The organism is Ferrovibrio sp. MS7, from assembly GCF_038404985.1.
GTDB lineage: Bacteria > Pseudomonadota > Alphaproteobacteria > Ferrovibrionales > Ferrovibrionaceae > Ferrovibrio > Ferrovibrio plantarum.
In genome coordinates, this window is sequence record NZ_JBBKBA010000004.1 from 119,949 (window position 1) to 134,824 (window position 14,876).

At 65.0% G+C, this 14,876-nt stretch carries 14 protein-coding genes; 5 read left to right on the forward strand and 9 right to left on the reverse strand.

The genetic code is table 11. The features are described 5' to 3' along the window. Positions 1-43 precede the first annotated feature (43 nt). From V6B08_RS21200 to V6B08_RS21230, 7 genes are all read right to left on the reverse strand, one after another. Positions 44-3,547 carry a tetratricopeptide repeat protein gene (locus V6B08_RS21200; protein WP_341984734.1) on the reverse strand — a complete coding sequence of 1,168 codons (3,504 nt, stop codon included), beginning with the start codon at positions 3,545-3,547 and terminating at the stop codon, positions 44-46. Positions 3,548-3,637: 90 nt separating this feature from the next. Beyond that, positions 3,638-4,033 carry a response regulator gene (locus V6B08_RS21205; protein ID WP_341984735.1) on the reverse strand — a complete coding sequence of 132 codons (396 nt, stop codon included), beginning with the start codon at positions 4,031-4,033 and terminating at the stop codon, positions 3,638-3,640. A gap of 9 nt (positions 4,034-4,042) precedes the next feature. Continuing rightward, on the reverse strand, positions 4,043-5,446 hold the full coding sequence (locus tag V6B08_RS21210) for a DUF1217 domain-containing protein (RefSeq protein ID WP_341984736.1): 1,404 nt from the start codon (positions 5,444-5,446) through the stop codon (positions 4,043-4,045). A gap of 198 nt (positions 5,447-5,644) precedes the next feature. Further along, positions 5,645-6,616 carry a MotE family protein gene (locus tag V6B08_RS21215; protein WP_341984737.1) on the reverse strand — a complete coding sequence of 324 codons (972 nt, stop codon included), beginning with the start codon at positions 6,614-6,616 and terminating at the stop codon, positions 5,645-5,647. Between the two features lie 2 nt (positions 6,617-6,618). Then, positions 6,619-7,173: a DUF6468 domain-containing protein gene (locus tag V6B08_RS21220; protein WP_341984738.1), complete on the reverse strand. Its 555-nt coding sequence runs from the start codon at positions 7,171-7,173 to the stop codon at positions 6,619-6,621. Continuing rightward, positions 7,173-8,219: a flagellar motor switch protein FliM gene (gene fliM, locus V6B08_RS21225; RefSeq protein ID WP_341984739.1), complete on the reverse strand. Its 1,047-nt coding sequence runs from the start codon at positions 8,217-8,219 to the stop codon at positions 7,173-7,175. Before fliM ends, V6B08_RS21220 begins: the two co-directional genes overlap by 1 nt. A 34-nt stretch (positions 8,220-8,253) precedes the next feature. Beyond that, on the reverse strand, positions 8,254-8,760 hold the full coding sequence (locus tag V6B08_RS21230) for a flagellar basal body-associated FliL family protein (protein WP_341984742.1): 507 nt from the start codon (positions 8,758-8,760) through the stop codon (positions 8,254-8,256). A gap of 234 nt (positions 8,761-8,994) precedes the next feature. Here V6B08_RS21230 and flgF point away from each other — a divergent pair, with 234 nt between their 5' ends. The 4 genes from flgF to flgH are packed head-to-tail and all read left to right on the forward strand — an operon-like array spanning position 8,995 to position 12,202. Next, positions 8,995-9,738 (forward strand): flagellar basal-body rod protein FlgF, encoded by a 744-nt coding sequence (flgF, locus tag V6B08_RS21235; protein WP_341984744.1) that lies wholly within the window; start codon positions 8,995-8,997, stop codon positions 9,736-9,738. 26 nt (positions 9,739-9,764) lie between these two features. Continuing rightward, the gene (flgG, locus tag V6B08_RS21240; RefSeq protein WP_341984746.1) at positions 9,765-10,550 is read left to right on the forward strand and encodes a flagellar basal-body rod protein FlgG; all 786 of its coding nucleotides are present in this window, start codon (positions 9,765-9,767) and stop codon (positions 10,548-10,550) included. 26 nt (positions 10,551-10,576) lie between these two features. Further along, complete coding sequence (gene flgA / locus V6B08_RS21245; RefSeq protein WP_341984748.1) at positions 10,577-11,356, forward strand: flagellar basal body P-ring formation chaperone FlgA; 780 nt, start codon at positions 10,577-10,579, stop codon at positions 11,354-11,356. A gap of 33 nt (positions 11,357-11,389) precedes the next feature. Continuing rightward, positions 11,390-12,202, forward strand: coding sequence for a flagellar basal body L-ring protein FlgH (flgH, locus tag V6B08_RS21250; protein ID WP_341984750.1), 813 nt, complete (start codon positions 11,390-11,392; stop codon positions 12,200-12,202). Between the two features lie 86 nt (positions 12,203-12,288). On the opposite strand, the gene dksA is transcribed toward flgH, so the two are convergent. Beyond that, entirely contained in the window at positions 12,289-12,708 is a 420-nt protein-coding gene (gene dksA, locus V6B08_RS21255) for an RNA polymerase-binding protein DksA (RefSeq protein ID WP_341984751.1), read from the reverse strand. A gap of 209 nt (positions 12,709-12,917) precedes the next feature. Next, positions 12,918-13,346 carry a flagellar assembly protein FliX gene (locus V6B08_RS21260; RefSeq protein ID WP_341984752.1) on the reverse strand — a complete coding sequence of 143 codons (429 nt, stop codon included), beginning with the start codon at positions 13,344-13,346 and terminating at the stop codon, positions 12,918-12,920. A gap of 195 nt (positions 13,347-13,541) precedes the next feature. Between V6B08_RS21260 and V6B08_RS21265 the strand changes: the two genes are divergently transcribed. Further along, a complete protein-coding gene (locus V6B08_RS21265; RefSeq protein ID WP_341984754.1) occupies positions 13,542-14,876 on the forward strand; it encodes a flagellar basal body P-ring protein FlgI in 1,335 nt (444 codons plus the stop codon).

Consider the following 14,876-nt stretch of genomic DNA (forward strand, 5'->3'; position numbering starts at 1 on the left):
TCTTTGCAAATTATTCCATTTCCACTTTTTTGCTCACCACTCTCTAATTAATCGCCGTGATCCCGCCCCTCGCCACGCGTTCACGGTAGCGGCTCATGAAGGCTTCGTATTGGCCGATCTGGGCGATGGCGGCGGCGAGTTCGCGCGGGTCGCCGCTGCCGCGTGCAATCGTTGAGGCGATGACGTTGAAGCTTTCGGCGTCCGGCGTGCCGGCGAGCTTGTCCTGGTATTTCTTGCGCAGGTCTTCGAGGCCGGCGATGTCGTTGGTGAGCGACAGCGCGACGCCGAGCTGCAGCACCTGCTTGCGCTCCTCGGGCGCCAGCGGCGCCGGATCGCTGTAGCGGCTGCCGAGATTCTGGTTCAGCACGCGGGCGGCGGCGACCCAATCCTTGGCCCGCCAGTGGATATCGGCGCGCAGGCCGCGCGCTTCCTGGCTCTGGTCGTTGCCGAGCAGGTTGAGGGCTTCGGAGAAACGGTCGAGATCGGCCAGGGCGCGCACCTGCAGCAGGCGGCGCTCCTGCACCAGCGTGGCCGGCAGATTCGGACCATCGGTGCCCTGCAAGGCTTTCAAGGCTGCATCGGGCTTGCGGTCGAGCAGGTTGACCACACCAAGGCGGGCGCCGGCGCGGGCGCGGTCCTCGCCGCGCAGGCGGTATTGAATCTGGTGTTCGAGCAATTCGGCGGCGCGGTTCAGCAGGTCGACGCCGACCAGGCGGTCGGCCAGCTTGCCGATGATCTCGTCGCCTTCCGGGCCAGCCGGGGTGAGTTCGCGGTAATCGTAATACAGCGCCAGGGCCGCGAGCGGCGGCATCGATTGCGCGCCGCCATCGAGGAACAGGCGGGCGAATTCATCGCTCATCTGCTTGGTGAGCAGCGGGATGTCAGCCGATTTCGGGAAGTATTTCACCAACTGGCGGAAGGTGCCGATGCCGGCACGCAGATCGCCGCTGGCGAACTGCAATTCCCCTAAGCGCCGCAGCAGGTTGAATTCATACGGATCGCCGCGCCAGGCGAAGCGCAGGCCATCCAGGCGGTCGATGGCCTCCTGCGTGTTGAGCTGCTTGCGCGCCAGCAGGAATTCGATCTTGGCATAATCGGCATAAGCACGCGCCTTGCGGTCGCCGCTGGCGATCGCGTAATCGAATTGCCGGATGGCATCTTCCGGCTTGTTCTGCGCCTGCGCCAGGAGGCCGCGCACATAGGAAGCCTCGGCCTGCTGGCCGCGGTTCAGCGTGTCGTTTTCCAGGGCCTTCACTTCCGCTTCGGCGCCGGACAGGTCGCCGCCCGAAAGCCAGGCACGCGCCATCGCCAGCCGCAAAGGCGCGCGGATATCGGGCGGGAAGCGGGACACCGCCGCACCGGCCTGGCTGAACGCCTTGCGCGCCGAGGGCCAGTCATCGCGCTGCGCCGCCAGCAGGCCGCGATAGGCCAGCATGTCCGGATCGTCGTCGAAGACGCGGGAATCGATGTCGTTGGCGGCCTCGTTGATGCGGCCCATCTTGAGATTGGACACGCCTCGCATGGCGCGGAAACGCTTGTCGCGCTCAAGCTCGGGATTATCCTGCCGCGCCTTGGCCAGCACGCCGAGCGCCTCGGCATGCAGATCATTGGCGAAGTAGAACTGCGCCAGTTGCATGCGCGCCGCCGGGCGCTGCGCCGGCGAGGCCATGGAGACGCGGTATTGCATATTCTGCTTCTGCTCGAGGATGGTCTTGCCATCCGCCTTGCGCCATTCGGTGTAGTCGAAGATCTCGCTGTTGGCGCGGCGCGGATCGGCACCGCGCGGCGCGGACAGCGACAAGCCATTGGACGACGCCAGTTCGATGCCGCGCGGATAGCGCCGCACTTCCAGCGCCTCGGCCTTCTTCTCCAGCGCCAGGCCCTGGAAACTCGGCAGCACGGTGGCTTCGACGAATTCGCGCCGCTCCGGCACGCCGCCATTGGCGCCGGCAAACGGCACCACGGTGATGCTGTCGCCAACGTCGGGATCGGGCACGATCAGCGGCGGCGATGGATCATTGGCGGCGAAGAACAACCGCGCGCCGGTATCGGTATCGAGCAGGCGGCGCACATCAATCGGCGGCGGCCGGCCGCTATTGCCCGGCGTCGGCGCCTGGGGCTGCGCCTGCCCCTGCTCGCCCTCGGCATCGCTGCGCACCTGGTCCGGCTGCACGGTGTTGAGCGCGATGGACCAGCCGGCATTGCGCCGCGCGAAGGCCGTGGTGGTGCCAGCCGGCACGGCAAGGCGCAGCACGGTCATGTTCGGGATCGGCAATTGCTCGATATCGCTGATCTGGCCGTTCCAGTCGCGCGTGGTGATCGGCCGCAGGTCGACCACCGAAGCCCGGTCGAAGACCAGCCAGAGATAGCCATTGCGCATGAAGGCGGCAGCGGCGGCGGCACGGGTGAACGGGAAGATCAGCAGCGGCCCGGTGCGGCTGGAATCCACCACCGGCACCAGCGGATCGCCGCTCAGCGGCCCCGTCGGGCGCGGCGGCATCAGGCTGGCGCTATCGGCAACACCGACCGGCAGCACCGGCGAAGCAGCCGGCACGCCGGCTGAAGCGGGAAGCTGCGGCGCCTGCTGCGCGAAAGGCATGGTGGGGGCCACCGGCGCCGGCATGGCGGCAGGATTTTGCGCAGGCGCGGCAGGTGCCTGCGCTTGAGCCGGTGCCGGGGCGGGTGCTTGGGCCGGGGGAGCAGCCGGGGCACGCTGCGCCTGCTGTGGCGCGGGCGGTTGCTGCTGGGCAGGCGCTTGTTGCTGGGCAGCTTGGCGCGGCGGCTGTTGTGCCGGCGCTGCCGGTACTGGCGCTGGCGCGGCCGGCGCAGCAGCAGGCGCCTGCTGCGGTCGCGGCGCGGCAGCCTGGGGCGCCGGGGCCTGGGGCGCAGCTTGCGCAGCCTGCGACGGGGCGGCGATATCCACCACCACCTTGCCGCCATCGCGCCAATGCTTCACGCCGGAAGTATCGGGGGTGGTGAAGCGCACCACGCTGCCGCCATTCTCCGCAGCCGTGGACAGGCCGGAGACAAAGCGCGGCGGGCGACGGGCGAGTGCGCCCAGATCAATCGCGGCAGGCGACTGGAAACGCAGCGTGGTGGCGCCGCCTTCGCGCTCCAGGCTGTATTCCGTGCGCTGCGGGAAGTCGAATACCAGGCGGGTATAGTCAGGGTGCTCGCCGCTGCGCAGGCGCACCGCGCCAGCCTGTTGCGCCTGAGCGGCTTGGGGCTGAGCGGCTTGCGGCTGGGCGGGAGCCTGGGCTGGCGGCTGCGCGGCCGGCTGTGCTGCAGGCTGTGCTGCCTGGGGCAGACGCTGTGGCGTGCCAACCGGCGCGGGAGATGAGCCTGGTGCTTGCGCCGGGCCGGGCGGCGCACCAATCGGCGGCGTGTTGCCCTGTGGCACCTGAGCATATGTTTGGGGCAGCAATGCGCCAGCCAGCCAGGGCGACACCAGCAGGGCAAGCAGCAGCGGCCGCGAGCGCCATGGCGCCCCTGCCGGTTTCTGCTTCGCTGCTCCGTGCCCTGCCACGTTCCGCCGCCACTCGCTCATGGGTTAGCGCCCCGCCTTGGCTCCGGCGAGGTCCGATTCGCCCCAATGTACCATGGATTCCAGGCTATTACGCAGGGGTTAAGAGAAGGTTCAGAAGGCCCCGAGCACAGCCTGCAGCTTGGCCTTGAGCTGGGCCGCATCGAACGGTTTGGCGATATAGCCGGAAACCCCCGCCGCCTTGGCCGCCAGCACGTTTTCCGGCGCCACTTCTGCGGTTACCAGGATGAAAGGCGTCGCGGCATTGGTGGGGTCGGCGCGCACGCTGCGCAGCAGGTTCAGGCCGCTGATCGGTGCCATGTTCCAATCCGAAAGGATCACCCCATAGCGCCGCCGCTTGAGCCGCGCCAGCGCCGCCGCCGGATCCTGCTCGGTTTCCACATCCTGGAACCCGAGGCCCTCGAGCTGGGCCGCCACCAGCCGCAACATCGGGCGGTGGTCATCAATCACCAGGATGGGTTGGCTCAGAATCGCGTTGCGCGTGGTCAAGACGACGGGCTAGCCGAACAGGTTCAGCAGGTAGCTGCCCTTGTTGCCCGAGGTTTCCGCCGCCTTGTTGTTCAGGTAGCGGATCACCATTTTGTCGACCTCGGTGGCGTCCTTTAACTTCTTCACGTCGACCTTGCGCTCCAGTGCCGTGACCTGGGCATCAACTTCCTGCACGGCAATCTGCTTCGGGATGTTGTTGGCCACCGTCACCACTTCGCGCAGCACGGAATCGCCGAGCAACTGCACAGTCTGCGTCACATCCTTGGCGCGGCGCTTGAACTCGATGGCGGCCCGCACACCGGGCGCCTGCTCGTCCAGCGACTGCTCGTACTTGACGCGCTCATACTTGGTGACGATGTTGTCCACCGTCGATTGCGAGGTGAGCTTGCTCACCTTGGCACCGAAGAAATTCAGGTCCTGCGCCAATTGCTTGAAGCGCGGGTCCTGGAAACGATTGGCCAGCGAGTCGACATCGGACAGATCGCTTTCCAGGATCTTGCGGATCTTGCCGGTATTGGTCAGTTCGCTTTCCAGGTCATAGGCCGAGAGCACGAAGCGCATGATGCGCTTGTCGGCGAAGAAATCATCCACCGACTTCAGGTTCTTCACATTGGCCTTGAAATACTCTTCCTCGCGCTGGATATCGGCGCGGCCACGGAAACGCTGGAATTCCGGGCTGTCGAATTCATAAACCTTGCTGGTGTTATTGGCCGGCAGGGTCAGTTCCTTTTCCGGCGTCTTGGTCACGGCCTTGGTATAGGCGTTGGCAACGGCATTGGGCAGGTTGCCGCTGGTCAGCACGCTGCCATCGGTGTTCAGCGCCACCTGGCCGGAATTGTTGATCACCAGATTCTTGATCTTGGCGAGGCCGGGCTCAAGCGGCGAGCCGGTGCCATCGTTGCGCACCTTGCCGTTGACATCGATGGTGATGGCATTGCCGTTGGTATCCGCGAGCGCGCCGGTGGCGCCGAGATCGAACTTGCGCGCCAGCTCCAGTTCCTTGGTGGTGCCACGGCGTGCCACCGAATTCGGATCGTTCAGATCGCTCAGCAGCACATCCTTGAGGCGCTGCTTGTTGAAGCTATAGAGATCGGTAACGCCAAAGGCACGGGCCAACACCCGCAGCACACGGTCATCATTGACCAGCTCATTCACCGTGGTGGCGCTGTTCATCCGGTTCTGCACATAGGCGGCATCGGAAACCGCCAATGCGTTGTCGGCCTTGATCTGCACATTGCGGATGCGGATCTGGGTGTTCTTGATATCCATCAGCTGCTTGGCCAGCGCATCCTGGGTGGAGGATTGCTTGGCCGAGCCGGCATTCTGCTCTGCCGTCTGCTGCAGACGGCGATACAGCACGAACGGCGACATGCCGGTGCTGGATGATGAGGGGATATCAATCGAGGTAACCATTTCAGCCCGCCTCCTGCGGTGTCCGAAGGTCCTGTGTCCGCGTTGCCTGCCGCACCCACCATTCTGGGGCGCCGCGTGCCGGCAACAATATTACCACGGACGGTAAATGCTACAACCAGGATAGTCGCCCGGGTCCTAAGAAAAGGTTAACAACCGGGGTTGAAACGCGGGGCCGACCGGGGAACCCGGCTCACTGGCTCAACCACCCGGACGTTGTGCCGGATTCGCTGCCGGAGCCTGGGCCGCCGGGGCCTGGGCCGGGCGAGCCTGGCCGGCTGCCGGCTGGTCGTTGGCCGCGGCCCGCAGATTGGCCGGCAGTTGCTTCCGGGTAGCCATGCGCACGGTCAGGCTCTGCGCCATTGCCGGCTCCATCTTGGCCATGACGGCGGCCACCTTGGCCTCCTTCATGCGCTCGATGACATTGAGCAGCACATTGGCGTCAAGCTCGGCAAAGATGCGCGCCGCCTCTTCCGGCTTCATGGTCTCGTAGATCTTCACCAGACCACGCAGGTTCTCGTCTTCCTGCTTGTCGGTGCTCTGCACCGCCTGCTTGATGCTGGCTTCCAGCTTCTTCAGCTCGGCGATGCGTTCGTCGATCCGCTTCTCGGCCGCCGCCAGCAGGCTTTCGCGCAGATCCAGCTCACGCGAACGCTGCTCTAGCTGTTCGCGGCGCTGCGCCAGGTTGCCCAGCAGTTCGATCTCGGCGCGGGTGAAGGTGGTGGGGTCGCGGTCGGCCAGCGAAGCCACGCCGGAATTCTGTGCCGCAGCACCGCCAGCCGGTGCGGCAGCGGCGCCGCCGGCGGGACGCTGCTGTCCCTGGCCCTGGGCCTGACCCTGAGTCTGACCTTGGGCCTGACCTTGCGCCGGTGCCTGCTGCTGCGCTTGGGCGACAGCCGCCGGGACGAACAGGGCATCCCTGCCCTGCCACAGCGAGCCGACCTTGAGGCCGAGCAGCAGCGCGACGGCGAGAATGGTGAGCGGCAACAGCCGCACCCGGCTGGTCAGCGCGCGGGATACCGGGCGAACACTGCTATTCTGAACCGGCGCGGCGAGCGCCACCGCGGGCGCGGGCTTCGGTGCCGAGCGGCCAACGGCGGCATAGGCAGCGGCAGCGGCCGGCGGAATACCCTGGCGATGACGACGCGGATTGTCCTCGAAACGATCAGCCATGATCAGCGCGCCTGCCTCAGTGCCAGCAACAATTCACGTTCGGCTTCCGAGCGCGGTTCAACCTTGAAATTGGCGGCGCCATTGGTGGCACTGGCCGGTGCCGGCGGCGCCGGGCGGCGGGCCGGGAATTGCGCGCCGGCAGCAGCGGCAGCGGCCACGGCGGCGGCGGCGACATTGGCAGCGCGGGCCGGCGGCTGCGGCCTTTCCGGCGTCGGGGTCTGTTCGGCCTTGGACTGGCGGTTGCCGGCGGCTTCGCCGGCCAGGCGATCGGCCAGGCGGTCGGCGGTCTCGATCATGAAGCCAAGCTCCTCGCGGATCGTCTTGGCCTGCTTCATCCGCTCTTCATGCGCGCCATCGGCAGCGGCGGAGGCGGATTTCAACTCGGCGACACCCTGGCGCGCGCGGTTCAGCGCCTTGTCGAATTCACCGATCAGGCGACGCATCTCATCCTGGTTGGCGCGCAGATTGCCCAGCCGGCGATTCAACACCAGGCACATGCCGAACGTGCCGATCAGCAGCACCACGACGACAATCTCAACGGCCAGCATCAGGTTCATCAGATGCCCTCCACGATCACCGGCGGACGCTTCAGCGCGCGATCCACCTTGATGGCGATATTGTTGCCCATGCGGCCCATGCGGCCTTCAACCATCGGCACGCCGCCGCAGCGCATCATGATAATCGATTCCGGCGCGGCATTGAACATGATGGTCTTGCCGACTTCCAGATTCATCACCTGGCCCAGCGTCATCACCTGTTCATCGAGAACCGCTTCAATTTCCACGTCAGTCGACCAGAGTTCCGTCGCCAAGTGGTTTTCCCAGATCGAGTCACGGCCGAACTTTTCGCCCATGAACATCTGCAGCAGCAGTTCGCGCACCGGTTCCAGGGTGGCGTAGGGCAGCAGCAGTTCCAGGCGACCGCCGCGATCTTCCATGTCGACGCGCAGGCGGGCGAGAATGGCGGCATTGGCAGGACGCGCGATGGTGGCGAAACGCGGATTGGTCTCGATGCGGTCGTAGGAGAAGTTGACCGGCGCCAGCGGCTCGAAGGCGGCGCGCATGTCGTCGAGCACCACGTTGACCATGCGCTCGACCAGGTTGCGCTCGATCGTGGTGTAGGGGCGGCCTTCAATACGCATTGCCGCCGTGCCGCGGCGGCCACCGAGCAGCACGTCGACGATGGAGTAGATCAGCGACGAGTCGACGGTGAGCAGGCCGTAGTTATCCCACTCCACCGCGCGGAACACGGACAGGATGGCGGGCAGCGGGATCGAGTTCAGGTAGTCGCCGAAGCGGATCGAGGTGATGTTATCGAGCGAGACTTCGACGTTATCGGACGTGAAGTTGCGCAAAGACGTGGTCATCAGGCGCACGAGGCGGTCGAACACCACCTCGAGCATCGGCAGGCGTTCATAGGAAACCAGCGCGGAATTGATGATCGCGCGGATGCCGGCTTTATCGGAATCGTCTTCTACGGATGCATCGAAGCCAAGCAGGCTATCGATTTCATCCTGATTCAGGATGCGCGTGGAACCGCCGCCGGCATCGCCGCCGCCAGCGCCGCCCGCCCATCCACCGCCATCTTCGCCTGTATCCGCCATGATCCGTTCCTGTCACTCCGATTCAGCAGCGCCGCTACTGGATCAGCATTTCCTTGAACAGCACATCATTGATCTTGATCGGCGCCACCGCCTGGTTGACGCGAACCAGCAACTCTTCCTTCAGCCGGTAGAGGCCGGCGGAACCGACCAGGTCATCCGGGCGCAATTCGCGCAGGTAGACCTGGAAATTGTCGATCACGCGCGGCATCAGCTCGTTCAGCTTCGGCGTCGACAGCGGTTCCTGGTGTTCCAGCGCCACCTTCAGCTTCAGATAGCTGGCCTGCCGGCCGGTGGCATTCAGGTTGACCAGAATGTCAGGCAAATCGTGGAAAACCGTCACTTTCGGCGGCTCCGGCTTGGCCTCTTCTTCCTTCTTGGCACCACCGAACACGCCGAGGAAGTAAGCCGCCGCGCCACCGCCCAGCAGCAGCACCAGCAGCAGCGGCACCACCACGAACACGATCATACGCTTGCCAGAGAGCTTCTTTTTGCCCCCGGCTTCGCCGCCCTCGCCGCCTTCACCTTCAGTTTCGTCAGCCATTGCAGACCTTCTCTACCAATCACCGCATGGATACGCCGCAAGTGTTAACGAACCGTCATCACTGGGCAGATTTTGCCGGGTAGGCCGTTTCAGCCGCCCGGCGGTTTTTGCCTCCGGCCCCGTTTTCCGAAGTTTTTTCTTTATTATTCAATATTTTAGCCAGTTGGCACGGAGCCTGCAATTCCTTTTGCGACCCCGGCCCCGAGCCGACCCCAGGATGAAGCGAGCCCCGTCATGGAGAATACGAGCTACATCGCCCTTTCCAAGATGTCCGCCATGCGGCGGCAGATGGACGTGCTCGCCAACAACCTGGCGAACATGAATTCCAACGCCTACAAGGGCGAGCGGGTGATGTTCGAGGAATACCTGAGCCGTGGCAATACCAACCTGGATACCCGCCAGAACCGCTTCAGCTTCGTCACCGATACCGGCGTGCTGCGCAATTTCGCCACCGGCAAGCTGAACAACACCGGCAACCCCTTCGACCTCGCCATCACCGGCCCGGGCTATCTCAGCATCGACACCCCGCAGGGCCGCCGCTACACCCGCGACGGCCATCTCCGCCTCGATGAAGACCGCCGCCTGGTCACCGCCGGCGGCCATCCGGTGCTCGACAACCGCGGCCGCGAGATCGTGTTCCCGCCGAATGAAAACAACCCGCCGGCCATTGCCGCCGATGGCACCATCACCGTGGGCCCCAATCAGCTCGGCAAGATTGACCTGGTGACCTTCGAGAACGAGCAGGGCCTGCGCAAGACCGCACAGGGCATGTTCGCCACCGACCTTGAGCCGGAGGTGGCACCCGCCTCCTCCACCATCGCGCAGGGCATGCTGGAAGGCTCGAATATAGAGCCGATCATCGAGATGACCAACATGATCGACCTGCTGCGCTACTACCAGAACACCCAGAACCTGATCGACGGCGAGCATGACCGCATGCGCCGCGCGGTCGAGCGGCTTGGCCGCGTTACCGGCTAACGGAATTTAAGGAAGAGGAGAGAGCCATGCGTTCGCTCAGCACCGGCGCCACCGGCATGATGGCCCAGCAGCTCAATGTTGAAGTCATCTCGAACAACATTGCCAACATGAACACCACGGGCTTCAAGCGCCAGCGCGCGGAGTTCCAGGATCTGCTCTATCAGAACCAGCGCCGCCCCGGCGCCACGTCGTCGGACGCCAATACCATCGTGCCCTCGGGCATCCAGATCGGTGTCGGTGTGCGCGCCGCCGGTGTCTACCGTATCCACGAGCAGGGCAACCTGACCTCGACCGGCAATCCCTACGACATCGCCATCAACGGCAAGGGCTTCTTCCAGATCACCCTGCCATCGGGCGAAACCGCCTATACCCGCGCCGGCTCCTTCCAGGTCAATGCGCAGGGCCAGGTGGTGACCGCCGATGGCTACCTGATCAACCCGAACATCACCGTGCCGCAGGGCACGCTGGCGGTGAGCGTCGACAACACTGGCATCGTCGAGGCCCGCATCACCGGCCAGACCGCGCCGCAGCAGCTCGGCCAGATCCAGCTCGCCAACTTCGTCAACGAAGCTGGCCTGGAAGCGGTGGGCGACAACCTGTTCCTCGAAACCCCGGCCTCGGGCCAGCCGCAGGTCGGCAACCCGAACACCCAGGGCCTCGGCACACTGCGCCAGGGCTACCTGGAAACCTCGAACGTCAACCCGGTGCAGGAAATCACCAACCTGATCACTGCCCAGCGTGCCTACGACATGAACTCGAAGGTGATCACCACCTCCGACGAAATGCTGCAGACCACCACCCGCCTGCGCTGATCCAGAGCCAGACCAGGAGACCCGCCATGGCCCGCACCGCTCTTCTTCTCATCGCCGCCGCCGGCGCCTTCGCCATCGGCGTGGCGCTCAGCCAGCAGGCACACGCGCAGCAGCAGATTGCTTCGGCTGCGCCGGTTGCCGCCGCGAAGGCTGCCGCGACGCGCTACGTTTCGGAGCGCGAAGTGGCCCGCCGCGTGGTGAACATGATCCAGCAGCGCAATGGCGGTCGCCCGGTGGAAGTGGCTTTCCACGGCAACGACAACGGCCTGACCATGCCGGCCAGCGCCGAATGGCGCATCGACAGCTTCACCTACGACGACCGCTCCGGCCGCTTTACCGGCACGGTGGCGGCCAGCGGCACCAGCGAATTCCTGCGCATTTCCGGCCGCGCCAACGCGGTGGAAGCCATGCCGGTGCTGCGTACCCGCATCGCGCCGGGCGAAGTGATCACCACCGATGCGCTGGAATGGCGCCAGGTGCCGATGGGCCGCTATACCTCGGCCTATATCGACCGCATGGACGATCTGGTTGGCATGACCCCGAAGCGGGCGCTGAATGTCGGCCAGCCGATCCGCAGCAACGATGTCGGCCGCCTTGAACAGGTGACCAAGAACAGCCTGATCACCATGGTGGCGCAGGTCCCCGGCATGACCATCACCACCACCGGCCGCGCGCTGGAAGGCGGCGCCATCGGCGATGTGATCCAGGTGATGAACCTGCAGAGCAAGAAGACCATCCAGGCGACGGTTACCGGCAGCAACGTGGTGCAGGTGGTGACCGCGCCGCGCCTGATCGCCAGCAACTGATAATAACAAAGCATCACAGAGAGAGACCCAGCCATGACCCGCTTCAGCAACAGCTTCCGCCTTATCGCCCCCCGCGTCATCATGCTGGCCGGCGTTGCCATGAGCCTTGCCGCCTGCGATGTCGGCCGCCTGACCGAGATCGGCAAGCCGCCAGCCCTGAGCAAGATCGACAATCCCACCGAGCAGAAGGATTACCGCCCGGTGAGCCTGCCGATGCCGTCGCCGGAAGTGTCAGCGCGCTCCGCCAACTCGCTGTGGCGCCCGGGCTCGCGGCAGTTCTTCAAGGATCACCGTGCCGCCAAGGTCGGCGACATCCTGACGGTAAACATCGACATCCAGGAACGCGCCTCGCTGCAGAACAACACCACCACCTCACGCGAGAGCAGCGAAGAAGCCAACATCACCAACCTGCTGGGCCTGGAATCGGCTTCCGATGGTGCTGGCGGCGTGACCACGGGCGCCGGCACGGCCTCGACGCTGAACAAGATTTTCAAGAATATCAATCCTTCGGCGGCGGCCAATCTCGGTTCCACCTCCTCGGTCACCGGTCAGGGTCAGGTGCAGCGCCAGGAACAGATTACGCTGCGCGTCGCCGGCCTCGTCACCCAGGTGCTGCCGAACGGCAATCTGGTGGTACAGGGCCGCCAGGAAATCCGCGTCAACAATGAAGTGCGCGAATTGATGATCCAGGGCATCGTGCGGCCGGAAGACATCACCGCCACCAACACGGTGAGCCACACCCAGATGGCTGAAGCTCGCATCGCCTATGGTGGCCGCGGCCAGCTCACCAACGTGCAGCAGGCGCGCTACGGCCAGCAGATCTACGACGTGCTCTTCCCCTTCTGATCCGAAGACGGAAGAAAACAAAAAGGCCGGTCAGAATGACCGGCCTTTTTTATTGTCTCGCAGATGCGAGCGATTAGATCATTAGATCAGATATCGTCGCGATGCGTCCGCTCGCGGCGCTCATGGCGTTCCTGCGCCTCGATGGAGAGCGTGGCGATCGGGCGGGCTTCGAGGCGCTTCAGCGAAATCGGCTCGCCGGTTTCCTCGCAATAGCCATAGGTGTTGTCGTCAATCCGCTTCATCGCTGCATCGATCTTGGAGATCAGCTTGCGTTGGCGGTCGCGGGTGCGCAGTTCCAGTGCGCGGTCGGTTTCCACCGAGGCACGATCGGCGATATCCGGTTCCTGGCTGGTGTCTTCCTGCAAGTGCTGCAGCGTCTGGTTCGACTCCCGCAGGATGTCGTCCTTCCAGGCCTGCAGCTTGCGGCGGAAATACTCCCGCATCTTGGGATTCATAAATGCTTCGGACTCGGTGGGACGGTAATTCGGCTTCAACTGGATACCCATGCGAGAACCTCCAAAACCCTGCCCCGCCCCCGGAAACACGACTCGTTTGATACTGGGGGGCTGGCAACGGCGGCGGGAGTATATGAATCGACCGGGGCCGGAGCAAGCACGGAGATTGCTCTCGGAACCCATTGAAATCGTGAAATAATTGTGAAGTTCAGGGGTTGACCCTGTGTCTGGCGGCCCTAGCGGGCAGGCCGGCGGCGGGGCTAGTAGCCGAGCTTGGCCAATTCCACTTCGCAGCGCAGTTCAATTTCACCGATCAGCTCGGCCAATTGCGGGTCCGCCACCATCATGCGCTCCTGGCGCAGCATCTGGGCCAGGCCCTGCAACCGGTCCAGCGGGATGCGGCCCATCAGCAGGCCCTCCTGGATATCCTCCAGCTTGTCGAGCAGACCGGAACCGCGCCGGGCAGCGCGGCGGCGTTCCTGCTTGTGGGCATCGGCATCCACCGCCTGCAGCATCAGGGTGGCATCCAGCGCAGCCATCGGGGCCGCCCCGGTGACGCCGCTGGTGGCGGTTTCCGGGCCTTTTAAGTAGCTGGAAAAGCTGGCGCCACCGGCCGAACCGGTGCCGCCGGCACGCTTGGGTGCGCCGGGCTGAACGCCGCCGGGGCCGCCGATCTTGTTAATGCTCATGCGCCGCATGGTGCCCGAGAAATTCCACCCGGTAAAGTCGGCAAATTTTGCCGCCCGGCAGCCGCTTAACCATTATTTTCTCAATAAAATCAATGCACTCCGCGTTGGCACGATACTCGCATCCATATTGCCCAAGACCGGGCGTTGGCAAGAATTGCCGGCGGATCGGTCAAACGACCAGAGAGAGCGACCACCATGATCCGCACTGCTTCCAACCGCTTCCGCCGCAAGGCCGCCAAACTGGCGGTCAGCCTCGTGGCTGCCTGCGCGATCCTGGCGGCACAGCCGGGCCCCGCCCTGGCCGGTTCCCGTATCAAGGACGTAGCCGACTTCGAGGGTATCCGCGAAAACATGCTGATCGGCTACGGCCTGGTGGTCGGCCTGGACGGCACCGGCGACAGCCTGACCAACGCCCCCTTCACCAAGCAGAGCCTGCAGGCCATGCTGGAACGCCTGGGCGTCAACATCCGCGACGCCGGCAACTTCACCACCAAGAATATCGCCGCGGTGATGGTCACCGCCACGCTCCCCCCCTTCGCCCGCCATGGCAGCCGCATCGACGTCACCGTCTCCACGCTTGGCGACGCCAAGAGCCTGCAGGGCGGCACCCTGATGGTGACGCCGCTACTCGGCGCTGATGGCGAGGTCTATGCCGTCGGCCAGGGCGCCGTCGCGGTCAGCGGCTTCAAGGCCCAGGGCGCCGCCGCCCAGATCACCCGTGGCGTGCCCACCGCCGGCCGCATCGCCAACGGTGCGATCGTCGAGCGCGAGGTCGGCTTTGAACTCGCCTCGCTGCCGGTGCTGCGCCTGGCGCTGAAGAATCCCGATCTCACCACCGCGCGGCGCATCAGCCAGGCGGTGTCGACCCTGGCCGGCGTACCGACCGCTCGCGCGCTGGACCCGACCACGGTGCATATCGACGTGCCGCAGCGCTGGCGTGCCGACCTGATCGGTTTCATGACCGAGATCGAACAGTTGCAGGTCGAGACCGACCAAGTTGCCCGCGTGGTGATCGACGAACGCTCCGGCACCATCGTGATGGGCCCGAATGTGCGTATCGACACTGTTGCCATCGCCCAGGGCCAGCTCACCATCCGCGTTACCGAGACGCCGCAGGTATCGCAGCCGAACCCATTTGCGCCGGGCGGTGTTGCCGTGCCGGGCATTGCCGGCACCTCCGCCGCCACCGGCACCGTGCAGGTGCCGCGCATCGGCCCGGATGGTCAGCCGGTGCGCGATGCCCAGGGCAATGTGGTGTTCGATCCCGTGACCCAGGCCGTGCCGGGCACTGGCACGCCCACCGTGCCGGGCCAGGTCGGCGGCGGCGCGCAGACCGTGGTGGTGCCGCGCACCGATATCCAGATCGACGAACAGGTGGATCGCCGCCTGGCAGTGATGCAGCGCGGCGTGTCGCTGCGCGAGCTGGTGGATGGCCTTAATGCGCTGGGCGTCGGCCCGCGCGACATGATCACCATCCTGCAGGCGATCAAGGCTGCTGGCGCCTTGCAAGCCGAAATCCAGGTGATGTGA

Bases quoted from the DNA above. Each gene is read 5' to 3' on its own strand.
- V6B08_RS21200 (WP_341984734.1), bottom strand. From the start codon at position 3,547: ATGAGCGAGTGGCGGCGGAACGTGGCAGGGCACGGAGCAGCGAAGCAG.
- V6B08_RS21210 (WP_341984736.1), bottom strand. From the start codon at position 5,446: ATGGTTACCTCGATTGATATCCCCTCATCATCCAGCACCGGCATGTCG.
- V6B08_RS21215 (WP_341984737.1), bottom strand. From the start codon at position 6,616: ATGGCTGATCGTTTCGAGGACAATCCGCGTCGTCATCGCCAGGGTATT.
- V6B08_RS21220 (WP_341984738.1), bottom strand. From the start codon at position 7,173: ATGAACCTGATGCTGGCCGTTGAGATTGTCGTCGTGGTGCTGCTGATC.
- fliM (WP_341984739.1), bottom strand. From the start codon at position 8,219: ATGGCGGATACAGGCGAAGATGGCGGTGGATGGGCGGGCGGCGCTGGC.
- V6B08_RS21230 (WP_341984742.1), bottom strand. From the start codon at position 8,760: ATGGCTGACGAAACTGAAGGTGAAGGCGGCGAGGGCGGCGAAGCCGGG.
- flgF (WP_341984744.1), top strand. From the start codon at position 8,995: ATGGAGAATACGAGCTACATCGCCCTTTCCAAGATGTCCGCCATGCGG.
- flgG (WP_341984746.1), top strand. From the start codon at position 9,765: ATGCGTTCGCTCAGCACCGGCGCCACCGGCATGATGGCCCAGCAGCTC.
- flgA (WP_341984748.1), top strand. From the start codon at position 10,577: ATGGCCCGCACCGCTCTTCTTCTCATCGCCGCCGCCGGCGCCTTCGCC.
- flgH (WP_341984750.1), top strand. From the start codon at position 11,390: ATGACCCGCTTCAGCAACAGCTTCCGCCTTATCGCCCCCCGCGTCATC.
- dksA (WP_341984751.1), bottom strand. From the start codon at position 12,708: ATGGGTATCCAGTTGAAGCCGAATTACCGTCCCACCGAGTCCGAAGCA.
- V6B08_RS21260 (WP_341984752.1), bottom strand. From the start codon at position 13,346: ATGAGCATTAACAAGATCGGCGGCCCCGGCGGCGTTCAGCCCGGCGCA.
- V6B08_RS21265 (WP_341984754.1), top strand. From the start codon at position 13,542: ATGATCCGCACTGCTTCCAACCGCTTCCGCCGCAAGGCCGCCAAACTG.